Source organism: Streptococcus oralis (genome assembly GCF_018448765.2).
Taxonomy (GTDB): domain Bacteria; phylum Bacillota; class Bacilli; order Lactobacillales; family Streptococcaceae; genus Streptococcus; species Streptococcus oralis_BM.
Genome location: NZ_JAHCMC020000001.1, coordinates 653,838 through 672,729, shown reverse-complemented (window position 1 = coordinate 672,729; position 18,892 = coordinate 653,838). Strand labels below are relative to the sequence as shown.

Below are 18,892 nucleotides of genomic sequence, written 5' to 3'. Positions count from 1 at the left end.
TTAGCGTTTACAAGGTATTTGCTCAGAATTCTCTTTTTTTCAGAAAAAAATACACTTAATATTAACAAACCTTATTTTTCTATCGTTTTCATGCTAATTTTGAGCATATTTCTTGACTTTTTGTCAAAATCCATTTGTGAAAACGCTGACTTTATGGTATGCTAGTTACATGGAAAGAAAATGTAAGGGGTTTAATTTTTCTTTAACCAACTTATATTGAATGATTTCCTATAAAGAGAAAGGAGCTGGTAGCTTGCCTCTTCATTCACGTTCTGAACGGCTAATGGGAACAACTATCATGATTTCATTAGTAGATGAGCGGGCAGAAATCCTTCTTCAGGGCGCTTTTGATTTGCTCAAGGAGCTCGAATACCGCTTTAACGCCAACAGTCAAGAATCCGAACTGATGGAAATCAACTACCAGGCTGGAATCACACCTGTTAAGGTTCATCCTGACCTATTTGAACTGATTGCTCTTGGACTGGAGCATAGCCTAGCTCCCTCTAGCCATCTAAATATCAGTATCGGTCCCTTGATTCAAACCTGGCGAATCGGATTTGCAGATGCGCGACTTCCAGAGTTAAACGAAATTGAAGCTGTCTTGCCCCTAGTTAACCCGCATTTTATCAAGTTGGATCCGACTAACTCTACTATTTTTTTAGAGAAGAAAGGAATGAAGCTTGATTTAGGTTGTTTAGCCAAGGGCTATAGTGCAGATAAGGTTGCCCAGTATTTGAAAACACACGGTGTCACCTCTGCCTTGATCAACCTCGGAGGAAATGTCCTCACCATCGGGAATAACCAAGCCAAAGAAGGGAAAGCCTGGCAAATCGGTATTCAAGATCCGCAAAATCCTCGTGGCAATCATCTCCTAACCATCCCTGCTTCTAACAAATCCGTTGTCACTTCAGGTATCTATGAACGCCACCTGACAGTAGATGGAAAAGACTATCACCATATCTTTGATAGTAAGACAGGATTCCCTGTCGAAACCGATCTCGCTAGCCTAACGATCGTATCTGATAAATCCGTTGATGGTGAGATTTGGACAACTCGCCTATTCGGAGAGCGAAGCGCTTCTATCCTCTGGCAAGTCGAAAGTATAGATGGTATTGAAGCCATCCTCATCGACAAAGAAGGACACCTTGCATGTTCTTCAGGCCTTCAAAATTGTATTATGTAAAAAGAGAAAGGAAATCTCATGCTAAAACTTATTGCCATTGTTGGAACGAACTCTAAACGTTCTACAAACCGCCAATTGCTCCAATACATGCAAAAACACTTTGCAGATAAAGCTGAAATTGAACTCGTTGAAATCAAGGATATCCCTGTTTTCAACAAACCAGCAGATAAGCAACTTCCAGCTGAAATTCTTGAGATTGCAGCTAAAATTGAAGAGGCTGACGGTGTGATTATCGGTACTCCTGAGTACGACCACTCTATCCCTGCAGTTTTGATGAGCGCTCTTGCTTGGCTATCTTACGGTATCTACCCACTTTTGAACAAACCAATCATGATCACTGGTGCTTCATACGGTACACTTGGTTCATCTCGTGCCCAATTGCAACTTCGTCAAATCTTGAATGCTCCTGAAATTAAGGCAAATGTTCTACCAGATGAATTCTTGCTCTCACACTCTCTTCAAGCATTTAACCCAAGTGGTGACTTGGTTGACCTTGACGTCATCAAGAAATTGGATGCCATCTTTGATGACTTCCGTATCTTTGTGAAGATTACTGAAAAATTGCGCAATGCGCAAGAATTGCTTCGCAAAGATGCAGAAGAATTTGACTGGGAAAATTTGTAAGATAGGAGACCGAAAGAATGAAATTTGTTGGACTTGTTGGATCAAACTACGATCAATCATATAACCGCAAACTCTTGGAATTTATCCGTCGCAATTTCAAATTCAAATTTGAATTAGAAGTCCTTGAAATCGACGAAGTTCCAATGTTTAACCAAGACGAAAAATGGGACGAAAACTTCCAATTGCGTTTCTTGTATAACAAGATTACACGTGCTGATGGTGTCATTATCGCCACTCCTGAGCACAACCACACTATCTCAGCTTCTCTCAAATCTGTACTTGAATGGCTTTCATACGAAGTTCATCCATTTGAAAACAAGCCTGTTATGATTGTGGGTGCATCATATTATGACCAAGGAACATCACGTGCCCAAGTTCACCTTCGTAAAATCCTTGATGCTCCAGGTGTCAATGCCTACACACTTCCAGGTAACGAATTCCTTCTTGGTAAAGCTAAGGAAGCTTTTGATAACAATGGAAACATCACCAACGAAGGAACTGTTAAATTCCTTGAAACTTGCTTAGATAACTTTGTAAAATACGTAGGAGTCGTTTCGAAATTGAAAAAACCAAAACCAATCGAACCAGAAGACTTGGATTGTGGAAAACCAATTGCTACAACCATCACAGAAGTTGATCCTGACGATCCAGAATGGGTAGAAAAAGTTGCTGCAATCACTGGAGCTGTTTCTGGTGATACCTATGTCAAACTGGACCACGGTATCCTGACAGTTAACCAAATTGATATGTTCTTGAAAGCTATGCCATTTGAATTGACATACGCTGATGATAACAACCAATTCCTCTACTACAATAACGCTCACCAAGATCCAGACACCATGTTTGCCAAACGTGTACCACCTCAATCAGGTAACCGTATGTCGACTGTTCATGGATCTCTTCCACCAGCACGTATGAAGAATGTAGAGTGGGTTATCGGAACACTTCGTAACGGAAACCAAGAATACGTCCGTACGATCGTTCCAGGTTCTCCTGCAGGTGTCATCAACACCCACAACTACCAAGCGATGTACTATCCTGATGGATCATACGCTGGAATCAATGAAATCGTCTTTAACTTCCAACCATGGCTTGACTGGTACCTAAAAGAGACTGGTCAACGTTTGGTAGGTGGTAGTGGACCTTTTGCTCCTGCTGCCGGAGGTCATGGAGATGCTGATGCTACTTCTGGTGCTTCTGATTCAGGTGACGCTGGAGGCCACGGTGGTGGCGCAGACGCTACTTCTGGCGCAAGTAACTAAGAAACACAAAAGGAGCCAAATGCTCCTTTTTTATTACAACAGAAAAGGGGATTGTAAATCATCTACAAACCCCTTTCATTTTATGAGTTAGGATCATCCAAACTACGACCATGTAAACCTTTTTCACGTTGCACTTGGCGTAGTTTTTCTGGCGTTACGTCATTTCCTTCCTCGTCCACAATTTTAATTCCTTCAATATGGTGACGAACAGCACGACGATAGCCTTCAATGTATTCCTCACGAAGTTTAGCTTGTTCCACTTTTTCAGCAGAAGTTAAGCCTTCTGTTTTTTTCTTTTTAGCGAGCTCGTTGATACGAGCGATTTTTTTTGAATCCATGTTTATCTCCTTTGTAAAAAGATACAGTTCGTTTAATAGAGAATCTACTTGGTATTGATTTGGTTAAAGCGTGCAAGCTTAGCTGCTTTCTTGGTTAATTGCGACAAGATGGCCAATCGATTTTGACGAATATCTTGATCATCGGTCATTACCATAGTATTCTCAAAGAAAGCATCAATAACTGGACTAAGCGCAAAGAGTTGTTCTAATTGCTGACTTGCAGTCCCTGATAAAACGAGTGATTCTACTGCTTCCGCCAAGGCTTTCTCTTCTTCATTTTCAAAGAGAGCAGGGTCAACTGTTTCAGATCCTTCCGCTTTCTCAGCCAAATTAAAAGCACGAGAGAGAGATTCGACAGACGGTTTGAAGTTTTCTTCCTTGCTTGCTTCTACAAGAGCACTTGCTGCTTCCAACATATCCGCCACGACAAAGTTCGAACTTGCAAGGACTGCTTCCTTAATGTCTTTTGGAGTTGAACCCATCATCTTATCGACACGAGCCTTGATAAAGTCCATGACCTCTGCTTTATTTTCATAAGTCAAGCTATCAAATTTCAAAGCATAAAGGCTATCAATCAGCTCATCCATAGCAATGTGCCAACCAAAAGCATCCAAGATACGAACTACACCTTGAGTTGCACGACGAAGGGCATAAGGATCATTAGAACCTGATGGAATCAAGCCCACTGAGAAGAAACTCAAAATCGTATCCAATTTGTCTGCAATGGCTAGAATGGCTCCAATCTTGCTCTCTGGGAGAGCTCCGTCCGCTGATGTAGGCATGTAGTGTTCACGAATGGCAGCCGCAACTGCTGGAGTTTCCCCAGCAAGAAGGGCATATTTCTCACCCATAATTCCTTGGAGTTCATCAAACTCACCAACCATCCCTGTCAACAAGTCAAACTTGTAAATGGATGCTGCGCGGGCAAGATCAATCGTTTCATCCACTGATAAACCAGCTTTTTCCGCCAAAAGGACGGCAATCTGACCTGTACGAATCATGTGTTCACGAAGGGAACCAATCTTTTCATGGAAGGTCACATGGTTCAATTTTTCAACAAGATCAGAAATCATCAATTTTTGGTCTTCACGCCAGAAGAATTCTCCATCTTCCAAGCGTGCTACCAAGACTTTTTCATTACCCTTGATAACATTTTCCAAATGCTCTGCGTTTCCGTTACGAACAGAAATGAAGTTTGGCAGAAGTTTACCGTCTTGATCACGAACAACGAAGTAACGTTGGTGCTCCTTCATCGAAGTCACCAAAACTTCTTCTGGAACTTCAAGGTATTTGGCATCAAAACTTCCCATAAAGGCAGTTGGGTATTCAACCAAGTTCAAGACTTCATTGAGCAAGTCAGCATCAATTTCGATACGTACACCATGTTCAGCTTCGATTGCCTTGATTTGGTCAACAATCATTTGCTCACGTTCACGTGGATCCGCAATTACAAATTGTTTACGAAGGTCTTCTTCATAGCTCAATGCTGACTGAATCTTAGTTTCTTGTCCCAAGAAACGATGGCCGCGACTCACACGACCGCCCTTGATATCAAGGAAATCCAAGTCAAACTCTTGCTCGTCCAAGAGAACTGTCAAAGTGTGTACAGGGCGGATATATTCAAAAGTATTGTTAGCCCAGTGCATGCTGACAGGGAAAGTCAGTGACTTCAAGACATCTACAACACTAGGAACAATGTTCTCAACTGGTTGGCCCACTTCTTCCTTGGTAACATAGACATATTCTTCACCCTTGATTTCACGGAATTCAATATCTTCAACTGTCAAGCCTTTCCCACGGACAAATCCTTGAGCTGCTTTGGTGAAGTTTCCATCACCATCCAAGGCAATTTTCTTTGCTGGTCCCTTGAAATCTTCTGTCAAATCAGACTGTTTGTCTGCAAGCCCAGTCACACGAACAGCCAAACGACGTGGTGTTGAGAAGGTTTGAATGGCTTCAAAGGAAAGACGATTTTCTTTGAGGAAGGCTGCCATTTTTTCACCTAGTTGTTTTTCACTTGGAGTTACTACGTAGGCTGGTAACTCTTCAAGACCGAGTTCTACTAATAAGTTTTTTGTCATGTTTTTTCTCCGAAAAATATCTTTTTATTTTCCAGTTTGCCTTATGTGATTGGCACGCAAGCAACCAACTTCGTTGTTTCATTGCTAAAATTGGAGCCAAAAGTCTCCAATTTTGCCTAGTATCCTTAGCTTCACTAAGGATACCTTCATCACTGCGGCAACTGGCTCAGGGCTCACTCTGTTCGCCCATTTTCGTAATTTGTCACTCTCTTTATTCTGCGTCTTCTGCTAAGAGTTTAGCTCGTGTTTCTTCATCCAAAAGTGGGTAGCCTAGGCGTTTGCGTTCTGCGACAAAGGTTTTGGCTACGACACGGGCCAAGTTACGGATACGAGCGATATAGCCTGCGCGCTCGGTTACAGATACGGCACCACGCGCATCAAGCAGATTAAAGGTGTGTGAACATTTGAGAACATAGTCATAGGCAGGGTGTACCAAGCCTTCTTCCAAGGCACGACCAGCTTCTTTTTCAAACTTATCAAAGTTTTCAAGCAACATTTCTTGGTCCGAAATTTCAAATGAATATTTTGAGTGCTCGTACTCAGGCTGGATGAAGATTTCTCCATATTTTACGCCATCGGCCCACTCAATATCATAGACAGAGCCCACTTCTTGAATGTAAGAAGCCAAACGTTCCAAACCATAGGTAACTTCCGCAGTCACAGGGCCAGTTGCCAATCCACCAACTTGTTGGAAATAAGTGAACTGAGTAATTTCCATCCCATCAAGCCAAACTTCCCATCCAAGACCAGCTGATCCAGTTGATGGATTTTCCCAGTTGTCCTCAACGAAACGAATATCGTGCTCCAAAGGATTGATACCCAATTTTTCCAAAGACTCAAGGTAAAGCTCTTGGATATTTGATGGAGAAGGCTTCATCACTACTTGGAATTGGTGATGTTGGTATAGACGGTTAGGGTTTTCCCCGTATCGACCGTCAGCAGGACGACGTGATGGCTCTACATAAGCTGCATTCCATGGCTCAGGTCCGATAGCACGAAGGAAAGTGTAAGGACTCATCGTCCCCGCACCTTTTTCATTGTCATAAGCCTGCATAAGCATACAACCTTGGTCATTCCAAAATTGTTGCAAAGTCAAAATAATTTCTTGAAATGTTAATTTCTTAGACATTGTTTACTCCTTTAATTTATATTATCTTTTTAGCTTTATTCATCAAGCAACCAAGAAAAAGCTGGGTCCTGAAAAATATGACGTTTGGGAACAGTTTGTAAATTCTGATCGCATTCATCTATTGTTCCTAATTTCAAAGCACAGACTTCCGGTATATTTTCTTGAGCAGTGAAAATTTGACTGTGACAGTTCTGGCAGTAATAACGTTGTTTCCCTGGAGATGAACTATAGGTAACCAAATTTTCTTTTCCATACAATACTAGATTTTTGCTGCTAACTTTGGCATTAACTGTGTAGGCTGACGCAGTTACTTTCCGACAGAATGAGCAATGGCAAAAAACTATTTCCGACAATTCTTCATCTAAAGTGTAGGCGACTGCTTTACATAAACAAGATCCTTTAATCATTATGCTCCTTTCCACTTAGGTATTAGATCAAATTCAAAAAGAACCGAATTTCAACACCCAAGCCTTGCGACTAGGGGCGTCAGAAACGCGGTTCCACCCTAATTTATTACTTCATTGTTTTTAAAAAATACGACAGAAAGCGCCTGTTTCTTACCTTGTCCTACTCGGCTCCCACTATCCCAAGTTCGCTTGAAGAACGCCATAAGACTTTCTTTCCTAGCTAGTATTATAGCAGATTTTCTAGCTAGTGTAAACCAAAAATGAGTCTGAAAACAAAGTTCCAGACTCATTTATCAGTAAAGCTTCAGAAAGTCCTGTTTAAGGATGTCTTCTTGCTTTTGGTTTTTTGCCATGCAGATTTCTCTTGGCTTGTTTCAATGCTGTAATGGCATCTTTGACATCTTCTTGGCTCGCTCCTGGGTCTTTAAGGAGTTCCTGCGCTTCTTTAAAGACTAGAAGATAAGCTGCTTTTTCTTTCTTATCTGCATAGATAAATCTCGCATTCTTTTCTTGGAAGAGACGTTCATCCTTGACTAGTTTCTTTAGACTAGAGAAGTCTGTGGCCTTGCCATTTAGTTTGCTTTTAGCAGTAGCTAGGGCAATAAGAGATTGGTCAATTTGGTCCTGTTTGACTTTAGGGTCCACAGCGAGTAAAGCAATTTCTTGGAAGGCACGATCATAAGCTCGACGTACTTTTTCCTTGGCATTGGCATATCGTCCAGTTTTCGTCGTTGCATAGTAAGCTTTCATGGCTTCTTTTAAGGCTGCGACGTTCGAATCTTTTCCATCCAAAGCCTTACCAGCAGCTTCAAGACTAGCGAGAACTCCATCAATCAATTCTTGTTTCAACTTGCTTGACAAGGCTGACCGCGCCACTTGGAAAGCTTGGTCATAAGCTTTTCTCTTATCTGCACTACTATTAAAGTAACGAGACGTTTCTACTAGTTCTTTTTGTTGATTTACCACAGCAAGCAAGGCCAACTTAGACACCACAGATAGGCGCAAAGTATTATTTCGACCGGGCTGAACGAGCAAGGAAACGAGATTTTCAAGGAGTTCATATCCAGTCGGTAAGCCGATCTCTACAGCATAACGACCTGTAGCAACTTTCTTACCAAAGGCGTATTGACCATATTTTTCAGCAGGAAGAGTTATCCTTGTACCATCTTCACCTTTCAGAACTACTGTAGTCATCTTTGGAACGGCTTGATTGAAGGAAACAGATACCGGAGCATACTCTAGGAGATTTGCTAGGAAGGTAATGGTTTGGAAACTATTTTCTTCCGTCAGGTCAAACTCTTGGGACAAGGCACTGATAAATTTCAATTCTGTTCGGTCATAACTGAAAATTTCTGCTGTATAATGACCAAACTGTAAGAAATGAATCGCTTTTGACTTGTCGACATCGACATATTGTCCCTTGCTATTTTTGATTCGATAGACATAGAGGGTATCAATATCTTGGTTTGTTTTCGCATCCTTCAAGGCGATTTTCACTCGACCACTATTTTGATCGCGCACAAGTTCAGCAAGCGAGATATAGTCTACATTCCCTGCATAGTCCTCTACAAGATAGTAAATATTAGCCTTGTCAACATCCTTAGGAAGTGTATAACTACCATCAGCATTGGCCTTAATCAGATGGATATTTTCAAACGCACGCGTTCCAGACTGGTCCTTTCCAGTTAGAACCATGGTCCCTTTTTGGTCAAATGGTGTGAGGTAGAAGACTTTTTCTGAAAGGATACCACCTTGACCAACGTCTTTTGGTTTGCGAGCTACGAATTCTTGATTTCCATCTTTAAAGCGAATATAACCACTTGTGATGACAGGTTTTTGAGTGTCAATTTGAATTTTAAAAGTCGTGTATTGTTCTTTAGCTCCTGGAACGTCCGGTGTATAACTGATAACATAGTCATATAAACCATCCGCTACGGTATTACCATTAAAATCCCGACCTCTCCAAGCAGTATTATCAAGAATATAACTCTTCAGATTTCTACTGTCTCCATCAAAATAATTCTTACGGAGATCCTTTGCATCGCCCTCCCAAATAGAATGTTCATGCTTGGTATCCGTAGCCGCATAAACTGTAGCCCGAAGATTTACAAGATTTCTCAAAGTAACCGTTTTGTATTCAACCAGATCTTTGTTTCCATCATCGTTTGGAGAAATAGCAATACGGACATTCCCTTTTTCGTCCAACTGAAGAACATGTTTACCTTCAGCATTTTGTTCTATCCCAAGAACGGTAATTCTGCGTCCTTGGCGTTGACCTTGAGAAACAAGAAGATCATTTTGCAAGCTTGCTAGATAGCTCGCATCATTAGAGTAATTAACTGCAGGATTTTCCTTGTCTACTTCTGTGTAAAATCCATTTTTTCCTTCTCGGACAAGATTGTAAATTGGTTTTTCGACAGCAGGAAGATTTTGGAATTCACCTCGGAAGCCCATAAATGCAAGACTAACAACATCCCCATCATCCGCTGGATCTACAAATCGAACGAAACCTTCAAGGAAATAGCCATTTGGCATTTGTTTGCTGAGTTCAGCAGCAAATTTTCGAGCATCCACTTTAACAGTGACTGTTTGACTGCTGTGAGCTTTGACCGTCACTTCAGGCCAGACTGTCTCCGTTAGTTTTCGAGGTCGAAGGGTGAATTTCCCATCTTGGACTTCGTCTGTATTGGTATTCACTACCATCTTGAGAGTACGGTCAGTATCTGAAATATTGTGTACAGTGACCTTAAAAGTAAATTGATCTCCCACATTTCCTAAAGTCACACTTGGATAACCATTTTCACCCGTTACATAGAGGTCTGTTGAGACTGCAGCAGCTGTATCTACAATCCCAGAACCTTGCTGACGAGGAGAGGTATAAGTGCCTGTTTCCTTATTAACATGTGGTTTTGCAGTTGACATGATCAAGGCCTTGACAGTCTCTGATACTTGCTCAGGAGTCAATTCTGGATGATGTTTTTGCAGGTATTCCTTAACCAAAACTGCAACACCCGTAACGTGAGGAGCCGCCATACTGGTTCCGCTGATACTACCGTAGGTATTGTCATTAAAGGATGAGTAGATATTGCCACCAGGAGCTGTTACGTCTGGTTTCAATTGTCCATCGGTAGTCACCCCCCAACTTGAAAAATCAGACAGCTGATTGGCTACATCAGAAGGGCGATTATCCATCTTGTCATTAAAAACAATCTTGTATTTTCCTGATTTTAAGGCTTCACCATACTGTTTAGAAATAAATACAGAAGGAATTTTCTTTGCTTCATCATCGATAGCCATATTGATGTTTGCGCCCTCTACATTATTGTAGATCAAGGCACCAACTGCACCGTGTTTTCGTGCATTTTTGATTTTCTCTGAAAAGTTCATGGCTCCACGCTGAATGAGGGCCAGCTTCCCAGTTAAATCCAACTTCGCAAAGTCTTCTTCACGACCTAACCCTGCTTCGACATATTCATACTCTTTTCCTTTTTCAAAGTCCTTATCTGCCTCGGGTTGATTATAATCAAATTTTCCGTTATGAAGGCTGGCATTTCCCTCTAGACCTTTGACTTCAAAAACCGCTGTCGTCAATGTTTTATTGTTGACAGAAGCAACTGAAATCGAATCCTCAACAGTGGATGGATTTCCAACCAAGCCATAGTCTGGGTTTTCGGCTAGCGGTTTTGAATAACCATTTCCGAATGTATTGCTATTTCCTGCTGAGATAAGAACAGAAACTCCCTTGGCACGGGCACGTTTGATAGCATCCACGATATCAGAACCAGCATCCACCATAGAACCAGTGCTAGATCCCAAACTCATATTAATAGCATCTGCTCCCAAGGCAACTGCGTCATCAATCGCCTTTACATAAAGGGCAGAACTGGTCGTTTTTTGACGATCTGAAAAGACACGCATAAACATGACTTGGGCTTCTGGTGCTACACCATAGACCTTTTCACCATTCGGTGCTTCTTTATCAGGGTTTCCAGCCGCAATCCCTGTTACGTGCATCCCATGAGAAGTTCTTTCTGCTTCTTTGATCTTATCTGTTCCGTCAAAGTAGTCATAGGCATAGACAACCTTATCACTATACCATTTACCGTAGTCGATTCCAGCAGCCTTTTTAGCTGCTTCAACGGCTTCCTGATTTTTAAATTTTGCTTTTGAAGGGTCCGAAATTCGGAGAACCTCATGATTCAAATCAAGCCCGGAGTCAATAATGGCAACAACAGTCCCTGTCCCCTTGTAACCAGCCTTCCAAGTTTTTGGTACTGTGATAATATCATTGCTTGAAAGACTATTGGGTTTTGCAGATTCAGCATTTTGTTTTTCCTTTTCAGTAGTTGCTGTCTCGCCAGTAGTTTTAAGAGCTGTCGTTGCTGGAGCCTCTTTTTTCTCCAAGTCAGAAGCCTTCTCAGTAGCAGGCGCTGTACTGGTATCGACTGTTTTTTCTTTTTGGACGACACCTTGATTTTCTTCTTTTGCAACTGCGCTATCTTTTCCTGATTCTTGAGATTCGGCAGTTTTATCAACTGGGGCTTCTACCCTAGCATCTTGTTTGCTAGTATCCTCTTTAAAAGTTTCAACTTCCTGTTTCTCTCCTGCTACTGGCACAATCACATTCGTGTTGGCTTGGTCAGTCGAAGAATCTGAGTGCTTATCATCTTTTAGCTCTGTCTTGATTTCCTGAGTTTGAGCTTGATTTTCACCTGTACTCTGCTCATTGGCACTGACTTGACTCGACCCAAAAACCAAAGCAGTCCCCAGCAAAACTGAAGCAAGACCAAATTTGTATTTCCGTAATGAAAAACGTTGTCGTCTATCCATAAATAATCTCCTTTTTCTTTAAAGTATACCTATTATAACGCAAATAATCAAAAATTTTCATAAAAATCTGAATTGTCACAAAAATGTAATATTTGCGTATGTAATTCTCTTTGGCAATTTTATCATTCGTGTTATTTGTTTTATCAAACCAATATTTTCTGGATTCGTTCATTTATTTCAATTTCTAAAACTATTTTACTATACAAACAATCTAGACTTTTATACACAAAAAGACTAGGATTTAAAATTCCTAGTCTTTGTTATTTCGGTATAAATAGATTATACAAACTAAAAATCCATCTCATCCACACGTGGTGCGCCCGAAGTCACTGAAATTGTCTTTAAAACTTCTCGCTCGTCTTTGCTGAGTTCAATTCCAAAACAGTCAAGATTGCTCTGGATACGAGAGGCTGTCACTGACTTAGGTAGAGGTAAAAAACCTTCTGCCAAACTCCAAGCCAAGGCAATTTGAGCCACTGATTTCCCATACTTAGCAGCAATTTCTTGGACTTCTTTCTGTTCAAACAACTCCCCTTGCCCAAAAGGCCCCCAAGCCTCTAGGAGAATTCCTTTCTCTCTACAGTAGTCAACCACTTCCTCTTGATAAACTCCTGGTGCCAAGCGTACCTGATTGACCGCCGGAATGACTCTTGCTGTCTCAAGCAAAGCATCCAAATGATGGGGAAGGAAATTACTAACGCCAATAGTACTGATCTTACCTTCTTGGTAAAGGTCCTCCATCGCTCTCCAGACTTCAGTATTGCGAGTTTTCCATTCGTCATTTTCTCTTAAAGGTTTTGGATTTGGCCAATGAATAAGGTACAAATCTAGATAATCCAATCCCAGTTTTTCTATTGATTCTTCAAATGCATGGCGAGCGTCACCATAGCTGTGATTGGTATTCCAAAGTTTGGTCGTTACAAAGATTTCTTGGCGTGGAATACCGCTATCTCGTATAGCACGACCAACACTTTCCTCATTTTTATAGATAGCTGCAGTATCTATATGTCGATAACCAGCCTTTAAGGCTTCTAAAACGGCTTGGTAGGCTACCTCTCCATTTTCAGCTTTCCATGTTCCAAATCCTAGAACAGGAATTGAAACTCCATTATTAAGGGTGTAAGATTTCATCGTTTTTCCTTTCTATGTGAAGAAAATCTAAAGAAACAAAATCCTGATTATCAGAACACTTGCCCCTTTAGATTTTAACAATTATTGATCACGATCGTAATAGATCTCGTGAGCTTTTAAGCGAGAATTGAGCAATTCAGGAACGGTTACAAATGTATACCCTTCACCCTTTAAATACTCAATAACACTTGGTAGAGAATTAACAGAAGGACCATGAATATCATGCATGAGGATGATGGAACCATTGCGAACCTGACGTTGTATCTCTGTCAAAATGGCTGTCTCATTTTTACTCTTCCAGTCCAAACTATCCACGTCCCACATGATGAAGCTTAAATCAAGGCTGTTTCGAATATCATCAGTGATGGCGCCATAAGGTGGGCGCATCAGTTTAGAGCTTGATCCTAAAACTTGAGTTAACAAATCTTCTGTATCAGTGATTTGTTTTTTAGCATCTTCGAGCGAAAGTTGTGAAAGAACGGGATGACTCCAGCTGTGGTTTCCTACAACATGACCTTCTGATTTCATTCGTTTTAGAAGATTTTCATTACCTGCAATGTTTTTACCAAGTACAAAGAAGGTTGCCTTTACACCGTATTTAGCTAAAGTATCCAAAGCCTGCGTGGTTGTAGTAGGATTTGGACCATCATCAAAGGTCAAGGCTACAACTTTTTTATTTTTCTTAGCAAAGTATGCTTGGTAAAGTTCAGCATCCTTTTCTAATAGATAAGAGGACTCAATGACATCAAAGAAACTGGATATTGGTAAAGCAATTTCCTCAACAGTCTCTCCAGCATTAGCAGGATAAAGGATGATTTGACTATCCTTATAATCAAAACTCCAAGATGTCAATTCTTGGTCTGTGAAGCTCTTTATAACTTGATCAATTTTTGCCTGGTCAAGTTTCTTATCTTCTAGAGTTGATTTGATTTGACTCAGTAAGAGTTCCTTAGCCTTGCTTGCATCTTTGAAGAGTTTACTGAGGTCAAAAGCTTTCCCATCTTCAGTCAAGAAAATTTTTCCTAAAGAAGTCTTTTCTTTTTCTTCAACCTTTGATGCAGACAAATCGTAGACTTGCTTGCTGATATTACGAGCAACAACTCCCTTTAAGACAGGATCCAGCCGTTCAGTATAATAAAAGACCAGATCCTCTTTATCTTCTAGATTTTCTTTGATGTCTTGGTTGATTTTTTCTCTAATAGACGCAATAACTTCCTCTCCTTGCAGAGGGTAGTAGGCAATCACCTCCGCTTGCCCTTTTCGGAAATGGTCCCTCTGACTACCTGAGTTGAATTGCTGATCCTTTTTGCTTTTTAACGCTTCAATTTTTTGTTCATAAGATTGCTTTTGTAGAACCTTGTAGCCAATGGCACTTCCCAAAAGAATCATAGCGATTCCTAAGATCCCAACAAAGGAAAGCAATAACCTTCTCTTTTTATCGTGAGAAACACGGTTCATATTTTTCTTCATATTTCCATCATATCAAATCAAAGCTATTATTTCAATGATAAACAGGTAATCTAGCTCCATTTCAAAAATAAAGAAAAAGCTTAGAGTTCTCTAAGCTTCTATTTTAAAAGCGAATTGCTTCACGTGTTTTTTCATATGAAGTTACAAAACGATTTGTAACTCCTGGTTCTGCAACTTCCAAGGCTTGAGAAATCTTCTCAAATGATGCCCGATAGTCAAACTCTTTCTCAAAAATTTCAAGTGCTTCGTTGAAAGCCTCTTGGATGCGTTCATCAAATGAACGGTAGCGATTTGAGTATTGAAGAAGTTGCTCTGTCAAAGTCGCATACTGAACAATGTCGTATGTTTCTGTCTCAAGTACTGCCATATCATTCGTTGCAATTTCAAGAATTCGCTTAACAGATTCAATATTAACCTGCGGTTGTTCTAGCTCCGCCATCAAATCTTCTGTATTATGACTTGCAGTAAAGAAGAGCTTCAAGAAACTTTGAGGGATACCTGGTAAGTTTCGCTTCTCCATGTAACGTTTGATGGTGTGCAAACGATTTACATAGACATTTGCTTTTTGGCGAGCATTAAGGTCATCTTTTTCAATTTGCGCAAGTCGTTCGCTCACAGAAATTTGCTCATCTTCAATATCTTTGAGATTGCTTTGAAGCATTTCCAACTGTTCTTCAAGAACAGAATAGGCTTGAGCAGATTCTCTTTGATCCTCTGTTACTTCTAAAATAGCGGTATCAAGTGCAGCTAATTCTTCTTGAAGTCGGCGAACATGATTTCCATCACTTTCTGGAAGAAGGTAAGTTTTATTCAGGCGTTCAAGATCCTGAACAAGCACCTGGTTATTTTCTTTCAAGTGGTTGAGATAGATTGGAAGTGTTGAGAGGAGATTCTCAACGACTTTTTGAGCCTCAATTTCACGAGTGAAAATATCATAAAGTGCGTTGATTTCTTCTTGAATACGATTATTTTCATACTCTGCATTGTCCAACTCCAACTGACGAATGTTTTCTTGATTATTCTTCAAAGATTCATGCAAAAGTTGGAAACGTGACTCAATATCTGTTTCAGTAAAGTGGTAGTTGGCATCCAACAGCTTGCGATAGCCTTCTTCCAAATCTGCTAATTGGTCTGGTAATTCCTTTATCAAGGTTTCAACAAGAGCTGGAATACGATCAACAATATGCGTTAGAGCAAGAATATGATTTTCAGTATCATCTAAGATTGCTGCAGCTTCAACTGGGTCACCTGATGAGTTAAGGGTAACAAATTGAGAGAATTCCGATTGGATATTTTCCAATTGTTTCTCAATCTCAGGAAGAGCTTTCCCATATTTCTCTGAGTCCTCTGCAACCGTATGTTGAAGGGTTTCAAACAAGTCCAAAGCATGTAGGACGCGACCACTGTTCTTAGACTCTTGCTTTTCGAGTTCAGAAAGGGCATTGCGAATAGCTGCAATATCCTCTTCAATCAAACTAATCTGGCTTTCAATTTGATCAATCTTGTGAGCTGCTTTAAAGAAACGGAAAGAATTATTGTAGTTTTCAGCTTCAAAGAGGTGATTTTCGATGTCTGCAAATGAGTTCAGAGATAAATCAACCCATTTTTGATTCCATTCACGAAAGGTCACCTGACTTTGACCAATCAAGTGCATATTTTTAACGGCTTCAACCTCATCATTTACAGGAAGATTGTAGAGTTCTTCTTTTCTTTCTTCAAGCGCCGTTAATCTGCTTACATTACGCTTACGTAGAAAAATGGCTGTTACATAAGCTAAAATCAAAATGATCGCAATCGCAACCATTAGATAAATTAGTTGTCCATTAGACATATCAAACTCCTTTTATACTAGAAACAATCGTAATGATTATATCATATTTTTTAAACCAAGGGAACTATTTCCCACATTTTTTAGACGTCAAGTGTACTGTAAACAGCGTTTTCTTCAATAAATTCGCGGCGAGGTTCTACCCGATCTCCCATCAACATATCAAAGATTCTATCTGCTTCAGCAGCATCATCTACTGAAACACGTGCCATCAAGCGATGTTCTGGATCCATGGTTGTTTCCCACAATTGGTGATCATCCATTTCTCCTAATCCCTTATAACGTTGGATGGTTGGCTTTGAGCGCCCTTCACTATGACGTGCTAAGGCTTCTTGGAGTTTAATTTCTTGATCTGTACCTGGCTGGATGTATTCTTTGATCTCACTTCCAACTTTAACCCCATAAATCGGTGGTTGGGCAATATAAACATAACCAGCTTCTAGGATTGGTTTCATGTAGCGGTAAATCAAGGTTAGCAAGAGAGTTCGAATGTGGGCACCATCGACATCGGCATCGGTCATCAAAACGAGTTTTTGGTAACGAGCCTTAGTAACATCAAATTCTGCGCCAAATCCTGTCCCCATGGCTGTGAAGAGACTCCGAATTTCTTCGTTGGCAAGAATCTTATCCATGCTAGCCTTTTCAACGTTCAAGATTTTACCACGAATTGGTAATATAGCTTGGAACTCACGGTTACGACCAGATTTAGCTGATCCACCAGCCGAGTCTCCTTCGACGATGAAGAGTTCGGTTTCAGCAGGATTATTTGAAGAACAGTCTGCTAGTTTTCCTGGAAGATTGGAAATTTCCAAACCAGATTTCTTGCGAGTGACTTCACGCGCACGCTTGGCAGCTACACGAGCCTTGGCAGCCAAAATCCCTTTTTCCACGATACGCTTGGCGATCTGTGGATTTTCCATGAGAAAATCAGAGAAGGCATCGCTGAAGAGGCGATTGGTGATCTTGACCACTTCACTATTGCCCAGTTTAGTCTTGGTTTGTCCTTCAAATTGTGGATTTGGATGCTTGACAGAGATCACAGCAGTCAAACCTTCACGGACATCTTCCCCTGTTAGGTTGTCTTCATTGTCTTTAAGTAATTTATTTTTACGAGCATAATCGTTGATAACACGCGTCAGTGCTGTACGGAAACCTTGCTCATGCGTACCACCTTCATGGGTGTGAATGTTATTGGCGAAACTCATGACATTTTCGTGGTAACCGGTTGTGTACTGCATGGCTACTTCAACTGTGATATCATCCATCTCACCGTCTGTGTAGATTGGTGTATCAAAGATCACATCCTTGTTCTCGTTGATATATTCAACATAGCTAGCAATACCACCCTCATAGTGGTAATGTTTAGTCTGTTCGAGACCTTCACGCTTATCTGTGATGGAGATTCGAAGACCTCGGTTCAAAAAGGCTAGTTCTTGAATACGTTTGTTTAATTTATCAAAATCAAAAGTCGTCGTTTCTGTAAAAATCTCTGGATCCGGCGTGAAGTGAACTGTTGTTCCGGTTCTATCCGTATCCCCAATCACCTCAAGATCAGCAACGACATTCCCACGGTGGTATTCTTGATAATAAATTTTTCCGTTTTTATGAACCCGAACATCTAGTTGAGTTGAGAGGGCATTTACTACTGATGAACCCACACCGTGCAATCCACCTGATACCTTGTATCCGCCACCGCCGAACTTTCCTCCAGCGTGAAGAACAGTAAAGACGGTCTCAACAGCAGGACGTCCTGTCTTTTCCTGAATGTCAACAGGAATACCACGTCCATCATCCACAACGGTAATGGAATTATCTGGCTCAATAAGGACTTGGATATGACTGGCAAATCCAGCTAGGGCTTCGTCAATTGAGTTATCAACAATTTCCCATACTAGATGGTGAAGACCTTCTTTTGAAGTCGATCCAATATACATACCTGGACGCATACGAACAGCTTCCAGCCCCTCCAAAACTTGAATTTGACTGGCATCATAATCCTGTGCCTGTTGATTTTTGATTTCTTCTGTCATTTTTTCCCTTTTCTTACATGTCTATTGCTTGTCTCAGTGTCGCAACGTTTTTAAAAAGATAGGCATCTAAGCCGGCAGCTTCACCTGCTTCTACATCAATATTTCTGTCTCCAATGACCAAACCGGATGAGATATGATATTTATCACGTAAATAAATCATAGACTCAGGATCTGGTTTCCGTTTGAAACCAGAACTGGCAGTCACGACTTCTGTGAAATAGTCAGCTATCTGAGTCTTTGCAAGAAGTTCTAGCACTTGGTCATTTCGATGAGAGACTAAGAAATGACGGCCACCCTTGTCAGAGATGTCTTTTAGTAACTCTGGAATTCCCTCAAACAAAACTGGGTACTCTAGCTCACGCGCTTCATTCTCTTTGTAGTTTTCTAAAAAATTCTCGATGGCTGGGGCAAACTTCTCAGTGGCAAAAGCTGTCGAAACCTTCAAGGCTTCGTAAACACGGTCGTGTTCTTGCTCTATTCCGTATTGGGCTAAGGTCTCTACAAAGGCCGCTGTAGAAGTCTCATAATTATCCAATAGGGTACCACCTAAATCCCATATATAGTCACGATATTTCATAC

At 40.8% G+C, this 18,892-nt stretch carries 13 protein-coding genes; 3 read left to right on the top strand and 10 right to left on the bottom strand.

Annotated elements, in window-relative coordinates:
- Positions 1–253: 253 nt before the first annotated feature.
- The 3 genes from KIH88_RS03250 to KIH88_RS03240 are packed head-to-tail and all read left to right on the top strand — an operon-like array spanning position 254 to position 3,069.
- A complete protein-coding gene (locus KIH88_RS03250; RefSeq protein WP_318779493.1) occupies positions 254–1,183 on the top strand; it encodes an FAD:protein FMN transferase in 930 nt (309 codons plus the stop codon).
- An 18-nt stretch (positions 1,184–1,201) separates the two neighbouring features.
- Positions 1,202–1,807, top strand: coding sequence for an NADPH-dependent FMN reductase (locus KIH88_RS03245; RefSeq protein ID WP_000915935.1), 606 nt, complete (start codon positions 1,202–1,204; stop codon positions 1,805–1,807).
- A 17-nt stretch (positions 1,808–1,824) separates the two neighbouring features.
- Positions 1,825–3,069 carry an NAD(P)H-dependent oxidoreductase gene (locus KIH88_RS03240; RefSeq protein ID WP_213988688.1) on the top strand — a complete coding sequence of 415 codons (1,245 nt, stop codon included), beginning with the start codon at positions 1,825–1,827 and terminating at the stop codon, positions 3,067–3,069.
- A gap of 80 nt (positions 3,070–3,149) precedes the next feature.
- Here the strand turns inward: KIH88_RS03240 and KIH88_RS03235 are convergent, their stop codons facing one another.
- The 10 genes from KIH88_RS03235 to KIH88_RS03190 all read right to left on the bottom strand — a co-directional run bounded on the left by KIH88_RS03235 (position 3,150) and on the right by KIH88_RS03190 (position 18,890).
- Positions 3,150–3,407: a DUF896 family protein gene (locus KIH88_RS03235; protein WP_000377481.1), complete on the bottom strand. Its 258-nt coding sequence runs from the start codon at positions 3,405–3,407 to the stop codon at positions 3,150–3,152.
- 44 nt (positions 3,408–3,451) lie between these two features.
- Positions 3,452–5,488, bottom strand: coding sequence for a glycine--tRNA ligase subunit beta (gene glyS / locus KIH88_RS03230; RefSeq protein WP_213988689.1), 2,037 nt, complete (start codon positions 5,486–5,488; stop codon positions 3,452–3,454).
- A gap of 211 nt (positions 5,489–5,699) precedes the next feature.
- Positions 5,700–6,617 carry a glycine--tRNA ligase subunit alpha gene (glyQ, locus tag KIH88_RS03225; RefSeq protein ID WP_213988690.1) on the bottom strand — a complete coding sequence of 306 codons (918 nt, stop codon included), beginning with the start codon at positions 6,615–6,617 and terminating at the stop codon, positions 5,700–5,702.
- A 35-nt stretch (positions 6,618–6,652) separates the two neighbouring features.
- Positions 6,653–7,024, bottom strand: a complete 372-nt coding sequence (locus tag KIH88_RS03220) for a GFA family protein (RefSeq protein ID WP_213988691.1) — start codon at positions 7,022–7,024, stop codon at positions 6,653–6,655.
- 318 nt (positions 7,025–7,342) lie between these two features.
- A complete protein-coding gene (locus KIH88_RS03215; protein WP_213988692.1) occupies positions 7,343–11,854 on the bottom strand; it encodes a S8 family serine peptidase in 4,512 nt (1,503 codons plus the stop codon).
- A gap of 288 nt (positions 11,855–12,142) precedes the next feature.
- Positions 12,143–12,985, bottom strand: coding sequence for an aldo/keto reductase (locus KIH88_RS03210; protein ID WP_213988693.1), 843 nt, complete (start codon positions 12,983–12,985; stop codon positions 12,143–12,145).
- 81 nt (positions 12,986–13,066) lie between these two features.
- A complete protein-coding gene (pgdA, locus tag KIH88_RS03205) occupies positions 13,067–14,455 on the bottom strand; it encodes a peptidoglycan-N-acetylglucosamine deacetylase PgdA (protein WP_213988694.1) in 1,389 nt (462 codons plus the stop codon).
- A 103-nt stretch (positions 14,456–14,558) separates the two neighbouring features.
- On the bottom strand, positions 14,559–16,286 hold the full coding sequence (ezrA, locus tag KIH88_RS03200; RefSeq protein WP_213988695.1) for a septation ring formation regulator EzrA: 1,728 nt from the start codon (positions 16,284–16,286) through the stop codon (positions 14,559–14,561).
- 80 nt (positions 16,287–16,366) lie between these two features.
- A complete protein-coding gene (gyrB, locus tag KIH88_RS03195; protein ID WP_084875527.1) occupies positions 16,367–18,313 on the bottom strand; it encodes a DNA topoisomerase (ATP-hydrolyzing) subunit B in 1,947 nt (648 codons plus the stop codon).
- Positions 18,314–18,326: 13 nt separating this feature from the next.
- Positions 18,327–18,890: an HAD-IA family hydrolase gene (locus KIH88_RS03190; protein WP_282185127.1), complete on the bottom strand. Its 564-nt coding sequence runs from the start codon at positions 18,888–18,890 to the stop codon at positions 18,327–18,329.
- Positions 18,891–18,892 lie beyond the last annotated feature (2 nt).